This window comes from Arthrobacter sp. SDTb3-6 (assembly GCF_013376095.1).
Taxonomy (GTDB): domain Bacteria; phylum Actinomycetota; class Actinomycetes; order Actinomycetales; family Micrococcaceae; genus Specibacter.
Window position 1 is genome coordinate 1 of record NZ_JAAMFN010000011.1, and the last position, 18,696, is coordinate 18,696.

18 protein-coding genes are annotated in these 18,696 nt (G+C 64.3%); 11 read left to right on the plus strand and 7 right to left on the minus strand.

All coding sequences use genetic code 11. The features are described 5' to 3' along the window. A partial coding sequence (locus G6035_RS07315; RefSeq protein ID WP_176616429.1) for a LysR family transcriptional regulator occupies positions 1 to 468 on the minus strand: 468 nt, incomplete at its 3' end. Positions 469 to 615: 147 nt separating this feature from the next. Between G6035_RS07315 and G6035_RS07320 the strand changes: the two genes are divergently transcribed. The 9 genes from G6035_RS07320 to G6035_RS07360 all read left to right on the plus strand — a co-directional run bounded on the left by G6035_RS07320 (position 616) and on the right by G6035_RS07360 (position 10,543). Next, positions 616 to 1,578, plus strand: coding sequence for a LysR family transcriptional regulator (locus tag G6035_RS07320; protein ID WP_218063028.1), 963 nt, complete (start codon positions 616 to 618; stop codon positions 1,576 to 1,578). A gap of 135 nt (positions 1,579 to 1,713) precedes the next feature. Next, complete coding sequence (locus tag G6035_RS07325) at positions 1,714 to 2,250, plus strand: thiamine pyrophosphate-binding protein (RefSeq protein WP_218063029.1); 537 nt, start codon at positions 1,714 to 1,716, stop codon at positions 2,248 to 2,250. After that, positions 2,247 to 2,840 carry a thiamine pyrophosphate-dependent enzyme gene (locus tag G6035_RS07330; protein ID WP_176616431.1) on the plus strand — a complete coding sequence of 198 codons (594 nt, stop codon included), beginning with the start codon at positions 2,247 to 2,249 and terminating at the stop codon, positions 2,838 to 2,840. Before G6035_RS07325 ends, G6035_RS07330 begins: the two co-directional genes overlap by 4 nt. Next, positions 2,837 to 4,354, plus strand: coding sequence for an aldehyde dehydrogenase (locus tag G6035_RS07335; RefSeq protein ID WP_218063030.1), 1,518 nt, complete (start codon positions 2,837 to 2,839; stop codon positions 4,352 to 4,354). Before G6035_RS07330 ends, G6035_RS07335 begins: the two co-directional genes overlap by 4 nt. Positions 4,355 to 4,428: 74 nt before the next feature. Beyond that, on the plus strand, positions 4,429 to 5,784 hold the full coding sequence (locus G6035_RS07340) for an MFS transporter (protein WP_218063031.1): 1,356 nt from the start codon (positions 4,429 to 4,431) through the stop codon (positions 5,782 to 5,784). A gap of 206 nt (positions 5,785 to 5,990) precedes the next feature. Then, entirely contained in the window at positions 5,991 to 7,379 is a 1,389-nt protein-coding gene (locus G6035_RS07345) for an MFS transporter (RefSeq protein WP_176616433.1), read from the plus strand. 111 nt (positions 7,380 to 7,490) lie between these two features. Continuing rightward, complete coding sequence (locus G6035_RS07350) at positions 7,491 to 8,150, plus strand: response regulator transcription factor (RefSeq protein ID WP_176616434.1); 660 nt, start codon at positions 7,491 to 7,493, stop codon at positions 8,148 to 8,150. A 3-nt stretch (positions 8,151 to 8,153) separates the two neighbouring features. Next, on the plus strand, positions 8,154 to 9,605 hold the full coding sequence (locus tag G6035_RS07355; protein ID WP_176616435.1) for a HAMP domain-containing sensor histidine kinase: 1,452 nt from the start codon (positions 8,154 to 8,156) through the stop codon (positions 9,603 to 9,605). Then, a complete protein-coding gene (locus G6035_RS07360; protein WP_176616436.1) occupies positions 9,602 to 10,543 on the plus strand; it encodes a TAXI family TRAP transporter solute-binding subunit in 942 nt (313 codons plus the stop codon). Before G6035_RS07355 ends, G6035_RS07360 begins: the two co-directional genes overlap by 4 nt. Before the next feature lie 17 nt (positions 10,544 to 10,560). On the opposite strand, the gene G6035_RS07365 is transcribed toward G6035_RS07360, so the two are convergent. Genes G6035_RS07365 through G6035_RS07380 form a run of 4 tightly spaced genes read right to left on the minus strand, consistent with a single transcriptional unit; the run spans position 10,561 to position 13,900 of the window. Continuing rightward, on the minus strand, positions 10,561 to 11,250 hold the full coding sequence (locus tag G6035_RS07365) for a GntR family transcriptional regulator (protein WP_176616437.1): 690 nt from the start codon (positions 11,248 to 11,250) through the stop codon (positions 10,561 to 10,563). Between the two features lie 36 nt (positions 11,251 to 11,286). Then, the gene (locus tag G6035_RS07370) at positions 11,287 to 12,453 is read right to left on the minus strand and encodes a CaiB/BaiF CoA-transferase family protein (RefSeq protein WP_218063032.1); all 1,167 of its coding nucleotides are present in this window, start codon (positions 12,451 to 12,453) and stop codon (positions 11,287 to 11,289) included. Then, a complete protein-coding gene (locus G6035_RS07375) occupies positions 12,450 to 13,346 on the minus strand; it encodes a CoA ester lyase (protein WP_176616438.1) in 897 nt (298 codons plus the stop codon). Before G6035_RS07375 ends, G6035_RS07370 begins: the two co-directional genes overlap by 4 nt. After that, complete coding sequence (locus G6035_RS07380) at positions 13,343 to 13,900, minus strand: MaoC family dehydratase (protein WP_176616439.1); 558 nt, start codon at positions 13,898 to 13,900, stop codon at positions 13,343 to 13,345. The genes G6035_RS07375 and G6035_RS07380 overlap by 4 nt, the downstream gene beginning before the upstream one ends. Positions 13,901 to 14,102: 202 nt before the next feature. Between G6035_RS07380 and G6035_RS07385 the strand changes: the two genes are divergently transcribed. Then, positions 14,103 to 15,290: an acyl-CoA dehydrogenase family protein gene (locus G6035_RS07385; protein ID WP_176616440.1), complete on the plus strand. Its 1,188-nt coding sequence runs from the start codon at positions 14,103 to 14,105 to the stop codon at positions 15,288 to 15,290. 2 nt (positions 15,291 to 15,292) lie between these two features. Then, positions 15,293 to 16,075 carry an alpha/beta fold hydrolase gene (locus G6035_RS07390; protein ID WP_176616441.1) on the plus strand — a complete coding sequence of 261 codons (783 nt, stop codon included), beginning with the start codon at positions 15,293 to 15,295 and terminating at the stop codon, positions 16,073 to 16,075. A gap of 424 nt (positions 16,076 to 16,499) precedes the next feature. On the opposite strand, the gene G6035_RS07395 is transcribed toward G6035_RS07390, so the two are convergent. Further along, complete coding sequence (locus G6035_RS07395; protein WP_176616428.1) at positions 16,500 to 17,762, minus strand: CoA transferase; 1,263 nt, start codon at positions 17,760 to 17,762, stop codon at positions 16,500 to 16,502. Further along, positions 17,759 to 18,583, minus strand: a complete 825-nt coding sequence (locus G6035_RS20035; RefSeq protein WP_176616442.1) for an enoyl-CoA hydratase/isomerase family protein — start codon at positions 18,581 to 18,583, stop codon at positions 17,759 to 17,761. The genes G6035_RS07395 and G6035_RS20035 overlap by 4 nt, the downstream gene beginning before the upstream one ends. Positions 18,584 to 18,696 lie beyond the last annotated feature (113 nt).

The following is an 18,696-nucleotide window of genomic DNA, read 5'->3' on the forward strand; positions in this document are numbered from 1 at the left end:
GGCCGGATCCCGGGCGATCCCCAAGTCAATGATGCCCGTCCGCAGGGCCTCCGGCTGGTCCTCCGTGAGAATCTCATGAAGTTGCAGCTCGGCATCCGGGTACAACGCCGTAAATGCCTTGATCGCCGGCGGCATGACTCCGTAGATGGCGGAGCGGGTGAAGCCGATCCGAAGACGCCCACGCTTCCCCTCAGCGAGGCCCTGCAGCCGGTCGACCAGGTCCTCGAAGTCGGACAGTAGTCGTTCCGCCTCGTCCCTGAGCAGCATCCCGGCCTCCGTGAGCCGGTACGGGCGCGCGTCGCGTTCGAAAAGCCCCACGCCCAGGCGGCGTTCGAGCAGTCGAAGCTGCTGGCTGAGCGCGGGCTGCGCGATATTCAGCTTCTCGGCGGCCTGACTGATCGTCGGGCTGCGGACAACCGCCAGGAAAGTCTCAAGATTGGCAAAGCTAACACGTGTGGGCATGGTCATTGTCCTTACTTTCCGACACTTTCCACTGTATATCTGTGTCCGTAACCGTAACCGTAACCGTGAGCCTGCGCCGGGCACCGCGGACACGGGGAACAAGTGGGACAACGGCCCAGCCCCATGACGGCGTGGTTTGCCCCATAGTATTTGATGAAGCCCTACACCCGAGGACAGGACCTGATGGACCTCAAGCAGCTTCTGGCGATCGTGACGGTATCCGAGACCCGCAGCGTGACCCGCGCGGCGGAAATCCTCCACCTGGTCCAGCCCGCCGTCACCCGGCAGATCCGCCTCCTCGAGCAGGAGCTGGGCGTCACACTGTTCGAACGCAATCGGCACGGCATGCAGCCGACCGACGCCGGCGAGGCAATGGTAAAACACGCCCGCAGGGTCCTTCACGACGTGGCGCGCGCCAAGGCAGAGGTCGGTCCAAGCCTCGGATCTGTCCGTGGACTGGTGGCAATGGGCCTGTTGCCGAGCACCACGGAGCTTTTGGCCGTCCCGCTCGTCGAGGCGGTCGCGGCCCAATATCCCGGCATCAAGTTGCGGCTGCGGGTGGGCTATTCGGGAGACCTGCAACAGCACCTTGACCGTGGTGAAGTCGATGCAGCACTGCTTTATGAAGCCCAGGGCGGCCCAACGCTAAATACCCGCCCGCTGCTTTCAGAAAAACTCTGGGCCGTCGCCGCCAAGGGTTCGGGTCTGGCCACCCGGGACTCGGTCCCGCTGGCCGAGCTCACCCGTCATGCATTGGCCCTGCCGGCCACCGGCCAAGGCATCCGCACGCTCCTCAACCTCGCGGCTGCCGCTGAAAACCTGGAACTGGAGCCCGCCGTCGAAACGGACTCCATGGATGTTCAAAAGCGCCTCGCCATGTCCGGCGGCTTCTGGTCAGCACTCCCTGCATGCTGCCTGGTCTCCGACCTGGCAGAGGGCCGGGTCGAAGCAGCCCCTCTGGAAGCGCCCGTCATCGAGCGTTCCATCATCCTTGTCACTGCCCGGGACGCCCTCACTCGACAGGCTGTCAAGGCGGTAAGTGACATAGTGGCCGCCCTCGCCAGCGACCTCGTGAAGGCCGGGGACTGGCCCTCGGGACGCCTGCCCTCCGCATAGCGACAGCCACATAACCACTGCATCGATTCCCCGCGGCCATTCCGTGCCTTGATAGTGATATCAGTAAATACTATTTGATTTGATGTGAAATCAATTCAAATAATAGATGACATGCATCACATCAAAGGAGAGACAGTGCCCACCGTAGAAACACCCATTTGGCAGCACGACGTCTGGGACGCCCTACGTGCCAGTGGCGTCCAGCAAGTTGCCTACGTGCCCGACGCCGGCCACAGCCACGCCATCCGCGAGGCGATCGCCACCCCGGACATCACCGACATCGTCCTGACGACGGAGGAGGAAGGAGTCGGCGTCGTTGCCGGGGCGTGGCTTGGCGGTCAGCGCGCAGCCCTGCTGATGCAAAGCAGCGGCGTCGGAAACTGCATCAACATGTTCTCCCTCCTGGATTCCTGCCGCTTCCCGTTCCTGACGCTGGTCACCATGCGCGGCGAATACGCAGAGTTCAACCCGTGGCAGGGGCCCATGGGCCGGGCCACCGAAGAGGCCCTCCAACTCATGGGAATCACCGTCCTGCGGGTCGACACCCCGGACGACGTTGCCGAGACGGTTTCGGCAGCCGCTGATGCGGCATTCCTGGCTGGAGAGCGCGTTGCCGTGCTCATCGGCCAGCGGCTCATTGGACGCAAGATCTGGAAGAAGGACAACAAGTGAATACCGCATCCAGCAAGCTCGACCGCCGGGAACTCGTGGCGGCGCTCCTGGCCGCCGTGCCTGAGGCGCTCGTCGTCACGGGCCTCGGCTCCCCCACCTATGACGTCCATGCAACCGCCCCGGACCGCGCGGGCATCTTCCACCTCTGGGGTGCCATGGGAGGGGCAGTCCCCCTGGGTCTCGGACTCGCCCTGGCCCAGCCGGAGAAGCAGGTCATCGTCATCACCGGAGACGGCGAAATGCTCATGGGCATCGGATCCCTCGGCACCGTCGCAGCCAGCAGACCCGCCAATCTGAGCATCGTGGTGTTGGATAATGGCCATTTTGGGGAGACCGGCATGCAGCAAAGCCATACCTCCCTCGGCGCCAACCTGGCCGAGATCGCCTCCGGATTTGGCATCGGCGTGGTCCTGCGCATCAACGAACCGGACGACGTCGACGACCTCGCCAAACACATACGGTGCCAGTCCGGGCCAGTGTTCGCCCATGCCGTCATCGCCACGGGCGAGCAGCCGCGCGCCATGCCCGGGCGTGACGGGGCTGCCGCAAAGAATTCTTTCCGCGCCCACCTCGGCTTGGCACCGCTGTGAGGCTTTCCCAGTCGTCCGCCACGACCAATGATGCAGCCTTCGAACTTGTTTCCTACCCGATGCACATTGACGGCCGCCCACATACGACGGGGACGTGGTTTGATTCCGAGAATCCGTGGACGGGCCAGGCCTGGGCCAGGATCGCGCGTGGCGATGAGGCCGACGTCGACCTTGCCGCGACCGCCGCCCACCGGGCCTTCACCACCGGTCCTTGGGCGGGCATGACGCCCACCGAGCGCGGGAAGGTCTTGGTGAGCGCAGCCGATGCCCTGGCCGCCCAAGCCGGACGGCTCGCCGAAATTGAGGTGCGTGACAATGGCAAGCTGCTAGCCGAGATGCGCGGCCAAATGGACTACATTCCCGAGTGGTTCCGCTACTACGGCGGTCTGGCGGACAAGGTCGAAGGTTCGGTCCTGCCACTGGACAAGAAGGGTTACTTCGCCTTCACCCGCAAGCAGCCGGTCGGGGTGGTGGGAATTATCACGCCCTGGAACTCGCCGCTGCTGCTGCTGGCCTGGAAGCTGGCCCCCGCCCTGGCGGCCGGCTGCACGGTCGTCATCAAGCCCTCTGAATTCACCTCGGCCTCCACCGTGGAATTTGTCCGGATTCTTGAGGAGGCGGGTGTACCGGCGGGCGTCGTGAACGTCGTGACCGGTTTCGGACACGACGTCGGGGCCCGGCTCGTTGACCACCCCTTGGTGCGCAAGATCGGTTTCACCGGATCGGATGCAACCGGCAGGCTCATCGGGGCCCAGGCCGCGGCCGGGCTGAAGCGGTGCACCCTGGAACTTGGGGGCAAATCGCCCAACATCGTCTTTGCCGACGCCGACCTTGACGCTGCCGTCAACGGTGTCGTTTCCGGGATATTCGCCGCCACCGGCCAGACCTGCATTGCAGGGTCCAGGCTGCTGGTCGAGGAATCCATCCACGACGATTTCGTGGACAGGCTTGTACGCCTCGCCCGCCGGGCACGCATCGGCGACCCCATGTCGCCCGGGACGCAAGTGGGACCGGTGACGACCAGGCAGCAATTGGCGAAGATCCTGGGGCACATCGACCAGGCGGTCGCGGCGGGGGCGACGACGGCGCTTGGCGGCCAGGTGCCGAATACGCCGCCCAGCGGCGGCTGGTTTGTGGAACCAACCATTTTCACGGATGTGATACCTGAGATGGACATCGCGCAGGAGGAAGTTTTCGGACCCGTCCTGGCCGTGATCCCGTTCCGTGACGAGTCCGAGGCAGTTCGCCTGGCCAACAGTACGCGGTTCGGGCTTGGTGCCGGCATTTGGACGAGCAACATCGAGCGGGCCTTCCGCATGAGCGAGGCCGTGGACAGCGGCATGGTGTGGGTCAATGCCTACCGAACGGTCAGCTTCATGGCACCCTTCGGCGGCATGAAGGACTCCGGCGTCGGCCGGGAAAATGGCAGCGAGGCCATCAGCGACTATCTCGAGACCAAAACCGTGTGGATCAACACCGGGGCCCCGAACCGGGATCCCTTCGTCCTGGGCTGAAGACCCGTCAAATGCCAGCGGCCGGCAGCCTGTCCGGCGCGCCGGCCGCTCCCTTCAAAAGATTGGTGAAAAACATGGCTCTCCCACTCATGCCCCCGCGGCGGCGAGTTGTTTCAAACGTCATCAAGGGCTCCATTGGCAATCTGGTCGAATGGTACGACTGGTTCGTCTACGCCTCCTTCAGCCTCTACTTTGCCAGCGTCTTCTTCCCGAAGGGTGACGCGACGGTACAGCTGCTTTCCACGACGGCGGTGTTCGCCGTCGGATTCCTGATGCGGCCCCTGGGCAGCTGGATACTCGGGCTATACACGGACCGGCGGGGTCGCCGGGCCGGGCTCACCCTGTCCGTGACCCTTATGAGCGTCGGCTCGCTGATTGTCGCTCTCATTCCCGGCTACGACGTGATCGGACTTGGCGCCCCGGCCCTGCTGTTGGCCGCCCGCCTGCTCCAAGGACTCTCCGTTGGCGGTGAGTACGGCTCAAGTGCCACCTACCTGTCGGAGATTGCGACGCCGGGACGCCGCGGCTTCTACTCCAGTTTCCAGTACTCCTCGATCATCGTCGGCCAACTGCTGGCCCTGCTCACACTGATCGGCCTGCAGTCGGCGCTCACCGCCGAGCAGCTGCATGCCTGGGGGTGGCGCGTCCCGTTTTTGGTCGGCGCTGTCCTCGGCCTCGTCGTCCTGTGGTTGCGCCGTTCCATGGACGAGTCGGCCCACTTCCAGGCCGGCCGGACACGACCTCCGGAGGGCGAGGCGACCGGGTTGCGGGCGCTCATCCGGAACCACCCGCGCCAGCTGGTTGCCGTCATGCTCCTGACCGCCGGCGGCACCATCGCGTTTTACACATTCACCACCTACGCACTGAAATACATGGTCAACACCGCCGGAATCTCCAAACCCGACGCCGCGATGATCAACTTCTTCGCCCTCCTGGTGTTCCTCTTCATGCAACCGGCCATGGGTGCGCTCTCGGACCGGATCGGCAGGCGTCGCGCGCTGCTGGCCTTCGCCATTGGAGCCGTGCTGTTCACCGTCCCCATCTTGGCGGCAATGGGCCACACACGAAACCCCTGGGCAGCCTTTCTGCTCATGGTGGCCGCCTTGGCGATCCTCAGCGGGTACACCGCCTGCGGCGCCATCGTCAAAGCGGAAATGTTCCCCACCCATGTCCGAGCTGTCGGCGTCGGCCTGCCCTACGCAATTGTCGGCGCAGTCCTGGGCGGGACCACGGAATCAGTGGCCCTGGGGCTTAAGGCCGCCGGCCATGAAGGCCTCTTCGGCTGGTACGTGACCGGTTTCGCGGCACTGACGCTCATCGCCCTGATCATGATGAAGGGATCCTTCACGCGCAACACCATCGACGTGGAACCGGACGACGGCGGTTCCCAACGCGGCATCAGCGTCTCCGACGGCGCACGAACGGACTAACCCCGCGCACTCCACGGAAGGCCGGTTGGAACTGAGGTTCCAGCCGGCCTTCCGCGCGTTCGCATCTGGTCCATCCGTGTGGTTGGGCTCCCTGCGCCCACCCATTCTTAAGCGGCGGTTAAGAAACGAGCGGATCGCTGGCAGCGGGGATGTGACCCGTGCCACTGTGTTCCCATACCCAGTGACACACCACACAGGAGATTCCCATGAGCACCACAGCAGCAACAGGCACCCACCCAACCAGGAGGGTGGTCAGCAATGTCATTAAGGGCTGCCTCGGCAACCTGATCGAATGGTTCGACTGGTTCGTCTATGCTTCCTTCAGCATCTACTTTGCCAAGTCCTTCTTCCCGGCCGAAAGCCTGACCGCACAGCTGCTGGCCGCGGCCTCGATCTTTGCAGTCGGGTTCCTCATGCGGCCCTTGGGCGGCTGGATATTGGGCATGTACGCTGACCGCTTCGGTCGGCGCAATGCACTCGCCGTCTCGGTACTGCTGATGGGCGCCGGTTCCCTCACCATCGCACTGACCCCGTCCTACACCGCCATCGGAGTCGCCGCACCAATTCTTCTACTGGTTGCCCGGCTCCTTCAGGGTCTGAGCGTTGGCGGTGAGTTTGGCTCCAGCGCCACCTACCTCTCCGAAATCGCAACCCCCGGCCGCCGCGGCTTCTACTCCAGCTTCCAGTACGTCTCCATCATCATGGGCCAGCTCCTGGCGCTGCTCCTCATGATCGTGCTGCAAAACCTCCTCAGCGACGCGCAGATGTATGCCTGGGGCTGGCGGGTCCCGTTCGTCGTCGGCGCCCTTGCAGGATTTGCCGTCATGCTGCTCCGGCGCGGCATGGACGAATCCGCCCACTATGAAAAGGAAAAAGCCGCCCAAGCCGACGGCCGCAAGACCACAGGCCTGCGCGCGCTGTCCAAATACCCGAAGCAGCTGGCTGCCGTCTTCGGTCTGGCCCTCGGCGGCACCGTCGCCTTCTACGTCTTCACCAGTTACATGCAGAAATACATGGTCAACACCTCCGGCATTTCCAAGGAAGACGCCGCCGTCATCAGCTTCGTGGCACTGTTCATCTTCATGTGCCTCCAGCCCGTTGCCGGCGCCCTGTCAGATAAGATCGGCCGCCGCAAGGTCATGCTGTTCTTCTCCATCGGCGGCACCATCGCCACCGTCCCGCTTCTGACGGCCCTGTCCCACACCAACAACGTGTTCCTCGCGTTCGGCCTGATGATGACCGGACTGGTCTTCGTCACCGGCTACACCTCATTGAGCGCCATCATCAAGGCCGAAATGTTCCCCACCGGGGTCAGGGCCCTCGGTGTCGGCCTGCCCCACGCCATCGTCGCGGCGCTGTTTGGTGGAACTGCTGAGCCCGTGGCCCTGGCCCTCAAACAGGCCGGAGTTGAATCGATGTTCTTCTGGTACGTCACCGGCTGCATCGCCGTGACGCTGATCGCCGCGCTGATGGTCACGGAGCCCTCGAAGAACTCAAAGCTGGAAGGACTGCAGGCCCAGCCCCTGCCGGAACCTGTGGCTCACGAAGCTGGTGACGGTGGAGCGGCCGCGGACAAGGCACCCGCAGCGGTTTAGCAGTGGGGCAGGCACCCGCCCAGGGCGCTAGAGTTACCCCAAAGACGGTCGGTGGGCGGCATCATTGACGATGCCGCTCACCGGTGTCGGAACAAAGAAGGAAAGCAGTACATGCGCATAGGGATTGTCGAAGACGACGACGGCGTGGCTGACGCGCTCAAGGACGGACTTGCGGTCCACCGGATCCCGTCGTTCAGGATGTCCCGTGGCTCCGAGCTCCTGATGCGCCATGCCCAATTCGATGCCGTCATCCTCGACCTGGGTCTGCCGGATGCGGACGGGATCGACATCCTTCGACAGTTGCGCCAAGTGAGCCTCGTCCCGGTCGTGGTGCTCACGGCCCGTGACGATGAGCGCTCACTTATCCGTGCCCTGCGGTCCGGCGCCGACGACTATCTCGTCAAGCCCCCTCGCATGGTCGAGCTGCTTGCCAGGCTGGAGGCCGTGGCCCGACGCGCCGCCAGGTCGCCCGGGGCACCCCCCGTCAAAGACACCTTCAACGACATCACCGTGGACTTCGCCTCCCGGACCGTTTGGGTTGCCGATGAGGAAATTGTGCTCACCACCAAGGAATTCGAGCTGCTAGCCGCACTCGTCACGGACCCGGGAACAGCCGTCAGCCGAGAACAGCTCATGGACAAAGTTTGGGGAGACGCGTTCCTGGCCGTCTCCCGCACCCTGGACGTCCACATGAACGCCCTGCGTGGCAAGTTGGGCCGGCCCGGCCTGATCGAGACCATCCGCGGCTTCGGCTACAGATGGACGCGTTGACGCATGCGCGCCCGGCTGTTGCTGGTCCTTGCCATCCTGGCCGCCGTCACGGCGGCCGGCTTCGCTGTCCCCCTGTCCCTGGTCACCTCCGAGTCCCGAACCCGCGAATTTGTGCTCAGCCGTGACGCTGATGTCCAGCGGCTCGCTGGGCTTGCCGAGGAATACGTCACCACAGGCAAGGCCGGGACACTTCCGGCGGAAATGGAAGCGTATACGGCACTTTATGGCGAGCCCCTGCTTGTGACCTCAACCCTGGGCATCAAACCTCTGTCCACCGGCCTGGCCAGCAACGCCCTCGGCGTTCGCGAGTCGCTGGCCCGCGCGATCCGCAACCAACCGGCCCCGGTCCCGGCAGCCCTGACTCCCTGGTCTCCGCCCACCGTCCTGTTCGCCCAGCCCATCGGCAGTGACGTCCAAGTGTCCGGTGCCATCATTCTGGCCGCTTCAACCGAGGGTGCCAGGGCCGACATTGAACGCGCGTGGCTCCTGGCGCTGGCCGCGGTGGCGGCGGCACTGCTCATCTTTGGAGTCATCGCCCACGCCGTCAGCCGTTGGGTGCTCCGCCCTTTGGGCCGGCTCCGCCTGCGCGTGCGGGAGCTGGCCGCCGGATTGCCATTCATCCCTGTCCGCCCGGGCCGGCCGCAGCCATCCCCACGGGCCGGCGGGCCGCCCGAACTGCGCGAGCTGGCCGGCTCCTTCGATGCGATGGCCAGTGCCGTCACCGCGTCAACGGCGGCCCAGCAGCGCTTGGTGGCTGACACCGCACACCAGTTGCGCAACCCCCTGGCGGCTTTGCAGCTGCGCCTGGACACACTCGAAGGCCAAGTGGATGCAGCCAACCGCCCAAGAGTGCAGCGCGCCGGCGCCGAGGCTGAACGCCTGAACGCGATCCTGCGCGACCTGCTGGCCCTTGCCCGGGCTGAAACACCCCGTCCCCCAGTAAACGAAAGCTGCGATGCCTGGTCCATGGCCGCCGAACGGGTCAACTTCTGGTCAGTGGCGGCCCTGGAAGCAGGCACCCCACTGACCTTGGTCAAGTCCGACACCACACACCGGGTCTTGGCACAGGAGCATCTCGTGCAGCAGTTACTGGACGTTTTGCTGGACAATGCCTGCAAGTATGCTCCGGGCGAGAAGGTAGTAGTCAGCGTCACCGCAGGACGGCGCAACACCGTGGTTGTGACGGTTGCCGATTCCGGTCCGGGCGTTCCCGCCTCAGACTTGGGGCGCCTGAGTGAAAGGTTCTTCCGCGGCGGCATTTCAGCCGACCGCGGTGCCTCGAATCCGCCTGGCACCGGCTTGGGACTGGCCATAGGCACGGCGCTGGCGGAAAACATGGGCGGGACCCTTCACCTCTCGCCGACGCCCGGGGGCGGATTGACGGCAGCAGTGGAACTTCCGGGTCTCCCCAACCCTGCAAACCCGGAATCGGTGCAGGAAGGAAGCGTATCGTGACACCACACCATTTCACCGGCCGCCCACCGACCCGCCGTGCGCTCCTGGCCGCTGCAGGCGCCGCAATGGCTGCAGCCTTGGCCGGTTGCGACCGGCAGGAACCGGCCAAAATAGCGATGGCCGGCGGACAAGCAGGTGGCTTCTTTGCCCAATTTACCCAGCTCCTTGCCACCGCAGCGGCATCCGAACCTGCATTCAGGATCGCGCCCCTGGAGACGCCCGGAACCCTCCAAAACCTTCAGCTCATGCGGGCGGGCCGCGCAGGGATTGGGCTGGTCCTGGCCGACGCGCTTGGCACGGACGTGGCAGGCCTGGCCGCCATCGGGCGCGTCTACCAAACCTATTGGCAACTCGCCGTTCCCCTCGGCTCGCCCATAAAATCCGTTGCCGACCTGGCTGGGCGCACCGTCAGCTTGGGGCCGGCACAGTCCGGAACACGCTTCACGGCACTGCGCATTCTGGCGGCCGCCGGTGTGGGCACCAGCGATTTCACCGAAAGCCCTATCGGGATCGGCGACACTGGATCCGCCTTGGTCAAGGGTGCCGTGGACGCTGCCCTGTTCGCCGGCGGGGTTCCCCTGCCAATAGTGGCAGGTCCGGCCGGCAACAGGATCCGTCTTATCGACCTGGGCGTCGAAGCCCTCCGGCTCCAACAAGAGTACGGGCCCGTTTACCAGTCCACCCGCATCCCGGCGGGTGTCTACGGCAATTCCGGGGAGACCCGGACGGTGGGTGTCGCCAGCCTGCTGTTGGCCCGGGCCGACCTGGCTGATGGGGTCGCTGGATCTTTGGTGGACATTTTGGTTTCACGGTCCGCGGACCTGGTGCCGCCGGAAACGCTGGGGACGCAGTTTTTGGACCCGCGCGCGCTCATTACCACTGCCGGGGTCCCCCTGCATCCAGGGGCTGCTGCCGCCTACCGCCGGTGGCACGGCTAAGACGCCGCAAGGGGGCGTCAGGCGGGGGTGCGCTGGCCTTCTCCTTGGATCCGCGCGTCAAAGTTGTCCGCCAGCAGTTCGCCCGCATGGGTGAGGTGATCTTCCATGGCCCGGCGGGCCGCGTTGGCATCTCCAGCGGAAAGGGCGTCCAGGACCTTTCCATGGTCTTCCACGGTGGCCTGCTGCCACCCCGGGATGGAAGCATAAAACATCCGGGGGACGTACCGCACCGTCAGCCCGAGCACCCAAAGGATCTTACGGGAGTCTGCCAGGTGGTTGATGATCCGGTGAAAGGCGTGGTTCTTTTCCTCCAGAAGCCCGGTGTCGTTCCGCGCGGCGGCCGCCATGAGTTCATGGTGGAGCGCGGAGAGTTCCGCCAGATCGCCGGGGCCGACGCGGCCGGCAGCGCGTCCGGCCAACTCGCCGCCCAAGAGCGCCTGTGCCCGGAACAGGTCCCGAATGTCCCCTCCGGTCAGCGGCGCCACTTGGAAGCCGCGGCGGGGAACCAATTCCAGAAACCCTTCCACGCGCAGCAGTTGCAACGCCTCCCGGGCCGGCGTGGTGGAAATGCCCAGTCGCTCGCCGATCGTTTCCGGGCGCACTTGCGTTCCTGGCCGCAACTCCCCGGACATGATCAGCGCCCGTGTGTAGGCGGCCGCCTCGTCGCTGAGTTGCGGGCGCCGCCCTCCTTGCTGAGTTTCCGTCATGGTCCGCCCATTATTCCTTCCGCCGAAGTTCCCAGCTTAGCGAACAGACGGCTCCCCATCTGCGGCATCGACGGCAAGCTCCGCCAAAACCTTCTCGGTGTGTTCGCCCAACGCGGGGACCGGCCCCATGCGCACCCCTGTCTCGCGTGATGTGACGGGTGGGAGGAGGCTTCGCAGGGGCCCCACGGGCGAGTCGACGTCGCGCCAGCGGTCTCGATCCTGCAGCTGCGGGTGTTTTGCCAGTTCTTCCATGTTCCGCATTTGTGCATTGGCGATGCCTGCCCCGTCAAGCCGGGCCAGGGCATCGGCCACCGGGATTGTTCCGAGCACGGCGTCAATGGTGGCGTGGAGGTCGTCCCGGTTGGCGACCCGCAGCGTGTTGGTGCGAAAACGTGCGTCCGCAGCCAGATCGGCCTGTCCCAGGACCACCTCGCAGAAGTTGGTCCACTCACGTTCGTTTTGGATGCTGAAGAACACCGTCCCGTCGGTGGCCGCGAAGGGGCCGTAGGGTGCGATGGTGGCGTGTTGGGCGCCCGTGCGGGGTTGCTGCTTGCCGCCGTACTGGGCGTAGAAATATGGCTGTCCCATCCATTCGGCCAACGCTTCGAGCATGGAAATTTCCAGCACGTCGCCGCGTCCGGTCCCCCGCCGCTGATAAAGGGCAGTGAGAACGCCGGAGTAGGCATAGCTGCCCGAGCAGATGTCGGCGATGGAAATGCCCACCTTGGCAGGTTCAGCCGGTGTGCCAGTGACGCTGAGCAGCCCCGCCTCACACTGCACCAAGAGGTCGTAGGCTTTCTTACTTTCATAGCTGCCGCCCCGCCCATAGCCGGAAATGGACACGTGGATCAGTCGAGGGTTCAGCGCGAGGGCCTCGTCCGGCCCCAGACCCATCCGCTCGATGGCACCAGGGGCCAGGTTCTGAACGAGGATGTCAGCCTTGGCTACCAGCGCCTTGAGGGCGGCGATCCCGTCCTCTGACTTCAAGTCCAGGACAACTGATTCCTTCCCCCGGTTCAACCAGACGAAATAGCTGGCCATGCCGTGGACACTTTCATCATATCCACGGGCAAAATCACCCGTGTCCCGTTCGATCTTGATCACCCGTGCGCCCAGGTCCGCCAGCTGGCGCGTGGCAAACGGTGCGGCAACGGCCTGCTCCAGCGAGACAACGGTCAGGCCCTCCAGCGGCAACATGCTCATGACTCGTCCTTCCCGCTGCGGGTGGCCTCAGCCGTGGCTGCGATGCGCCGGGCACGTTCCACGACCGGACGGTCGATCATCTCGCCGTTGACCTGTGCTGCGCCGGCGTCGACGACGGCCAGCACCTCGGCGGCCCAGGCGATCTCGGCCCGGCTGGGCGCAAACGCCGTCTGGACGGCGGCGAGCTGGGCGGGGTGGATGCACAACTTTCCGCCAAAGCCCAGAACGCGGGCCAACTCCGCACCGGTGGCAACCTGCGCCAGGTCCTTGATGGCGGTTGAGGGCGAGTCCAACGGGGCAGCAATGCCGGCTGCACGGGAAGCGACGACGAGCGCGCCGCGGGCGTATTCCAGCGCCCGGGGATCGTCGGTGGCACCAATGTCCAGTGCATAGTCCACGGCACCGAAAGCCAGCCGGGCGACGCCCGGGGTGCGCGCGAGCTCCAGGGCGTTGACCACACCGAGCGCCGATTCCACCAAGGGCACGACGCCTGTCCCCACCCCCACGGCTGCCGTCACCATGGCGATATGGCCGGGGTGTTCGGCCTTGGGCAGCACGATGCCGCGCAGCCCATGGCCCGGCGTGCTTGCGAGTTCGCCCAGCGCGGCCAGGTCCGCGGCAAACCAGTCGCTGCCGGGGGCATTGACGCGCACCAGCGCTCGGAGCCGGCCGTCGGCTGCCGCTGAGAGTGCCGCGACGGCATTGCGCCGGGCCTCTACTTTGTCGCCGGGCGCGACCGCGTCTTCCAGGTCAATGATGACGGCGTCGGCAGCCGTGGCACAGGCCTTGGCGAAACGCTCGGGGCGGTCGCCGGGGACGAACAAAACGGTGACAAACGCTGCCAAGTCCACCTCCGGCGTCGTCCGCGGGTCAACGGCGGCGAGGGCACTCATGCCTGGACCTCAACGGCCGGCAGCGAGGACTCGTCGGGGCGGGATGAGGCGGTGCTGGGCAGGTGTCCCTGGCGGTAGACCATGAACGTGCGCCGGTAGCTGATCACGATGGCACCATCCTGGTTGAAGCCCTCAGTGGCGACGGTGACAAGGCCCAGGTGCGGGCGTGACGCCGAGCCGCGGACGGAGAGGACCTTGGAACGGGAGTAGATGGTGTCGCCCTCATAGACCGGGTGCGGCATGCGGACCTCGTCCCAGCCCATGTTGGCAAAGACATTCATGGACAGGTCAATCGTGGACTGGCCCGTGACGAGCGCAAGGGTGAAAGTGGAGTTGACCAGCGGCAGGCCGAATTCGGTCGACTTGGCGAAGTTGGCGTCGACGTGTGTCTTGGCCACATTCTGCGTCATAAGCGTGAACTGCTGATTGTCGGCTTGGGTCACCGTCTTGCCGAACGGGTGGTAATAAATGTCGCCGACGGCAAAGTCCTCAAAGAGCCGGCCTGTCCACCCCTGGACGATCCGTGAATCCTTGACTTCAGTGCTGCGTGCCATCTTGTTCCTTCCGACGCGGGATCATCTTCGAATCCATCAATATATTATGTTCTCCAGAGAATCTTTCCATAAATGCCTGTGATGTCAAGGGTAGTAGGGGCTATGATTCACAAACATCCCTCTTGCCGCTTTCCAATATATTATGTAGAGTGACGTCAGAACAGTCCGCCGGACATCGGCCCGGCCCTACAAGGAAGTAGCCATGGGCCCCCAAACCACAGACGTGAGCGCGACCGCCAAGCCCACCACCGAGGAGCTGCGCCAGACAGTACGCGACCTCTGCAAGGGATTTGGCGATGAGTACTGGCGCGAATCAGACCAGCAACGCAGCTACCCCCAGGAATTTGTGAACACCCTGACCAACTCAGGGCTGCTGGCAGCACTCATCCCCACGGAGTACGGCGGGCTGGGCTACGGCCTGACCGAGGCGAGCATCATCATGGAGGAAATCAACCGCTCCGGCGGGCACTCCGCCGCCTGCCACGCGCAGATGTACACCATGGGCGCCCTGCTCCGCCACGGCAGCGAGGCGCAGAAAGACGCGTACCTGCCCGAAATCGCGGCCGGACGGCTACGCCTTCAGGCGTTTTCCATCACGGAGGACAAGGCCGGCTCGGACACCACAAGCATTGAAACAGCAGCGGTCCGCGACGGTGACGACTTCGTCATCACCGGGCACAAGAGCTGGACCAGTCGCATCGATGAATCAGACCTGGCCTTCGTCCTCGCCCGCACCTCCCCGAAGGGCGCCGAACGCACCCGCGGCCTGACCCTGTTCCTGGTCGACCTGCGCCAGGTGCGCGCCCAGCAGCCGGAAACCCTGAACGTGGTGAAGGTGCGGACCATGTTCAACTACGCCACCAACCAAGTCCACTACCATGGCATGCGGGTGCCGGCCTCAGCCGTCATTGGCCAGGTAGACAACGGCTTCCGCTACGTGCTCGACGGCTGGAACGCCGAGCGGATCCTGCTCGCCTCCGAGGCCGTGGGCGATGGCTACTGGTTTACGCAGCGCGCCACGGACTGGGCCAACAGCCGCGAGGTCTTTGGCCGCAAAATCGGCTCCAACCAGGGCGTCCAGTTCCCGATCGTCGACGCGTACATGAAGATCCGCGCCGCGGACATGATGCGCTTCGAGGCCGCCCGGCTCTTCGACGCCGGCGAGCCCTGCGGCGCCGAGGCGAACATGGCCAAGCACCTCAGCTCCGAGGCCAGCTGGGACGCCGCCAATGCGGCACTGAACACCTACGGAGGCTACGGCTTTGTGGACCAATACGACATTGAACGCAAGTTCCGCGAAACCCGCATGTACCAGGTTGCACCGGTAAACAACAACATGATCAAGGCCTTCATCGGCACCAAGGTCCTCGGCCTGCCCCGGTCATACTGACCATGACGACCTCCAGCACTACCACCGCAGACGACGGCTCCACCATTGCCTTCAGCGTCGACGGTGTCGGACCTGCGCTGCTACTGCCGTCCGGCCAGGGCACGGACCGGCGGTGGTGGGACCGTGTTGTTCCGTCGCTGGCGGGGCGCCACACGGTCATCCGCGCCGACTACATCGGCACGGGCGCCAGCATTGCCGCACCAAAGGCGGAGTACTCCACCCGCCGGTTTGCCGGCGACGCCATTGCCGTCCTGGATGCCCTGGGCATTGCGGCGGCTCATGTGTACGGCACGTCGATGGGCGGCAAAGTGGCACAGTGGATCGCGCTGGACCATCCGGAGCGGGTCATCAAACTGGTGCTCGGCTGCACCTCTACCGGAGGGCCGCCCGCCGTCCTGATGGACCCTGCCACGGCCGAACAATTCGGACAATCGGGGCCGGAAGGAAACCGCGCCCGACTGCCCCTGATGTACACGGACAACTGGCTTGCCTCCCATGAACCGAACGCCGCGGTGGTTGCGGCCCCGGCCACCCAGCTTGCCCGGATCGGACACCGACGCGCGAGCAAAACGCATGACACGTCCGCCCTCGCAGCCAGTATTACGGCACCCACGCTGGTGCTCCACGGAACGGACGACGCCGTCGTGCCGACCGCCAACGGGCACCTGCTGGCCGACCTGATCCCCGGCGCCACCGTCCGCGTGTTCGACGGTGCCCGGCATGCATACTTCGAGGAGCAAATCGACGAGGCTTCAGCAGAAGTACTGTCATTTCTGGCCGGGTAGCTGGTAGCCAGCTCCACCCGCGAGATCGTATGCGGGCCACGGCCCGTCGACCATGGCAACTATGGGCCCGAATACTCACCACCAAACTGAGAAGGTGCCGCCCGACCAGGGCCGCTTGATGTTCAAGACCCGGCTGACCGTAAATTCTCACGTCGTCATGAATCCAGAGCACCATGTACAAGTGCAAGAAGAAACAGCCGACGGCGACCACGGAGGAACGGCCAAGGCAAAACGGCTAAGTCAGCCACGGGACGACCAGCAGGGTGCATGCAAAGTCATTCCACGCGAACACATCGGAGCACCGCTGGAACAGGACAAACGTCAAATTGCCTCTGACCCGCGAGTTTACGGTACCCGAGGCTTCCTTCGGCATAGACGCCCGACGCGGTCATCGCGGAACGACATGGCTGGGAATGGCGTTCGATTAACTAATCTGTATTTGCACTGTCGCTCCAGCCAGAGCGTCGAACGGAGGCGCCGAACCGAGATTCACAAAACCCGCGTCTGCAAGGTCCTGCAGCTCACTGCCGGAAAGGTTCAACACTGAGCTGAGCACTCCAGCTGTGTTCTGCCCCAACTCCGGAGCGGGTTCAACCGATGGGCTTGCTGAACCGCTTTCCCCAAAGGCAAGCGGGCTGCGCGGCGCCAAAATAAATCCCAGTCCCCTCTGCTCGATGGTCGAAAACATCGGATTCTTCTCCGAGCACCGATAATCCTCGGTGACGAGCTGCCTAAAGTCACGATAGACGCCATACATCGCTCCGGCCTTCGCCAGACCAGATTCGACGTCGAACAAGCTGCGGGCAGCAAACCACGGTTCGATAATCGCCGCGATCTCTTCCCGGGCCGCATAGCGTCCGCCGTCGGTGCCCAAATCAACGCCGAGCCGAGCGGCCATGGCGTCGAGCTCCGTGCCTGCACCACTCGCCGTTGCAATTGCAGCCCATTGGCGTAGGGTCATGGCGGCAATCATGACGCGCCGTCCATCGGCGGTCTCGAAGTCACAGCCAAAGGCACCATAGATGTAGTTACCCTCAGGCTCGCGGGAGTGGTTGTTGACCTGGACGTCGGCAACGTATCCCAGATTGGCGACGACCGAGAGCATGACATCGGAGAGTGCCAAACTGACCTTCTGACTCTCCCCTGTTATTCCTCGCGCGCGATCAGCGGCCAGGACGGCCATGCCCAGATAAAGGCCCGCCGCTATATCCCAGGCAGGGAGCACGTGATTCACGGGCGCGGTCCCAACTCCGGTGGCCGTTGGAAATCCGCTGGGAGGATTGACGGTGTAGTCGACCGCCGGCGTGCCGTCGAAGTTCCCCGTGAGCTCCACGAAGACAAGGTCGTCGCGCTCCGCGCGCAGCCGCTCATAGTCCATCCAGCCGCGGGCAGGTAAATTGGTTACAAGAATGCCGGCGTCGCGAATGATCGCTGTGGCCAGGGCTTGCCCTTCCTCCGACTTCAGGTCCAAGGAAACGGAGCGTTTAGACTTGTTTAGACTGGCCCAGTAGATGCTCTTTCCCGAGGGTGCCAGCGGCCAGCGCCCGAAGTCGACGTTACCGGCGATCGGGTCGATGCGAATCACGTCGGCACCGAGTTGGGCCAGGTTCAATCCGGCAAATGGCGCAGCGATAAAGGCGGATATCTCGACGACGCGCAGTCCGGCGAGCGGTCCCAGCGGGCTCAACGAGCACCCTCGGCCGATGCCGTGGCCGAACCCTGGATTGCTTGTCTGAAGTTCGGCTCCTCTTTGGCCCGGAATGCACGGACCCCCTCTGTGCAATCGAACGAGCTGAAGGCTTCGTCGCTCCATTGGAAGGACACCTCCCGCAACGTCACCCAGTCGTCGACGTGGCTCCGGTCGATGAGGTCCTTTGCCGCAGCGAGCCCAAGTGCCGGCCCACGACCCATCTCGGTGGCCAGCCGCAGGGCGGCAACCAGCGCGGTGCCTTGAGGCACAAGTTCATCAACCAATCCCATTTGTTCGGCCTGCCGGGCGTCGACTGATTCGGCGGTAAAAATCATCCTCTTCGCACGGCCGGGTCCGATTCGCCGACTCAGTCTGACGGGACCTCCACTGCTGGGAAACACGCCCAGACGAATCTCTGGCAGTGCCAGCTTGGCTGTCTCATCGGCCACGATCACGTCGCAGCAGAGGGCAATTTCCAGTCCGCCACCGTAGGCGAGTCCGTTCAGCGCAGCAACAGTCGGCTTGGGAAGTTGCTCCAACCGGCTGAAAACCTCGTTCTGGAAACGCAGCTTTCCAGGCACAACGCGTCCGCTCTGCATGAATTCATCGAACTCGTCGATATCCGAACCAGCGCAGAATGCCTTCTCTCCGGCCCCCGTCAGGACAATGGCGTGTACCTGATGATCGTCGGCGGCGGCCTTGAGATGTTCGTTCAGGTCTGCTGTCAATGGGAGGGAAACGAGGTTCAGCGGAAGATTGACCAGTTCGATCACGGCAACGCCGTCCTCAACGCGGTAAGTCGTGGTTCCTAAGGGCATTGGATGCTCCAATCTTTGCACTGCCGGGGCGCTTGTGCGCGGGGACACAATCACATTATCCTATTTCTGGATCCAAAAACCAGAACTGATTTGGTTTTGGGATCCGAGAGTCC

What these genes read in the sequence shown, in the direction of transcription:
- G6035_RS07320 (WP_218063028.1), top strand. Translation starts at nt 616, where the DNA reads ATGAAGCCCTACACCCGAGGACAGGACCTGATGGACCTCAAGCAGCTT.
- G6035_RS07340 (WP_218063031.1), top strand. Translation starts at nt 4,429, where the DNA reads ATGGCTCTCCCACTCATGCCCCCGCGGCGGCGAGTTGTTTCAAACGTC.
- G6035_RS07345 (WP_176616433.1), top strand. Translation starts at nt 5,991, where the DNA reads ATGAGCACCACAGCAGCAACAGGCACCCACCCAACCAGGAGGGTGGTC.
- G6035_RS07350 (WP_176616434.1), top strand. Translation starts at nt 7,491, where the DNA reads ATGCGCATAGGGATTGTCGAAGACGACGACGGCGTGGCTGACGCGCTC.
- G6035_RS07355 (WP_176616435.1), top strand. Translation starts at nt 8,154, where the DNA reads ATGCGCGCCCGGCTGTTGCTGGTCCTTGCCATCCTGGCCGCCGTCACG.
- G6035_RS07365 (WP_176616437.1), bottom strand. Translation starts at nt 11,250, where the DNA reads ATGACGGAAACTCAGCAAGGAGGGCGGCGCCCGCAACTCAGCGACGAG.
- G6035_RS07370 (WP_218063032.1), bottom strand. Translation starts at nt 12,453, where the DNA reads ATGAGCATGTTGCCGCTGGAGGGCCTGACCGTTGTCTCGCTGGAGCAG.
- G6035_RS07375 (WP_176616438.1), bottom strand. Translation starts at nt 13,346, where the DNA reads ATGAGTGCCCTCGCCGCCGTTGACCCGCGGACGACGCCGGAGGTGGAC.
- G6035_RS07380 (WP_176616439.1), bottom strand. Translation starts at nt 13,900, where the DNA reads ATGGCACGCAGCACTGAAGTCAAGGATTCACGGATCGTCCAGGGGTGG.
- G6035_RS07385 (WP_176616440.1), top strand. Translation starts at nt 14,103, where the DNA reads ATGGGCCCCCAAACCACAGACGTGAGCGCGACCGCCAAGCCCACCACC.
- G6035_RS07390 (WP_176616441.1), top strand. Translation starts at nt 15,293, where the DNA reads ATGACGACCTCCAGCACTACCACCGCAGACGACGGCTCCACCATTGCC.
- G6035_RS20035 (WP_176616442.1), bottom strand. Translation starts at nt 18,583, where the DNA reads ATGCCCTTAGGAACCACGACTTACCGCGTTGAGGACGGCGTTGCCGTG.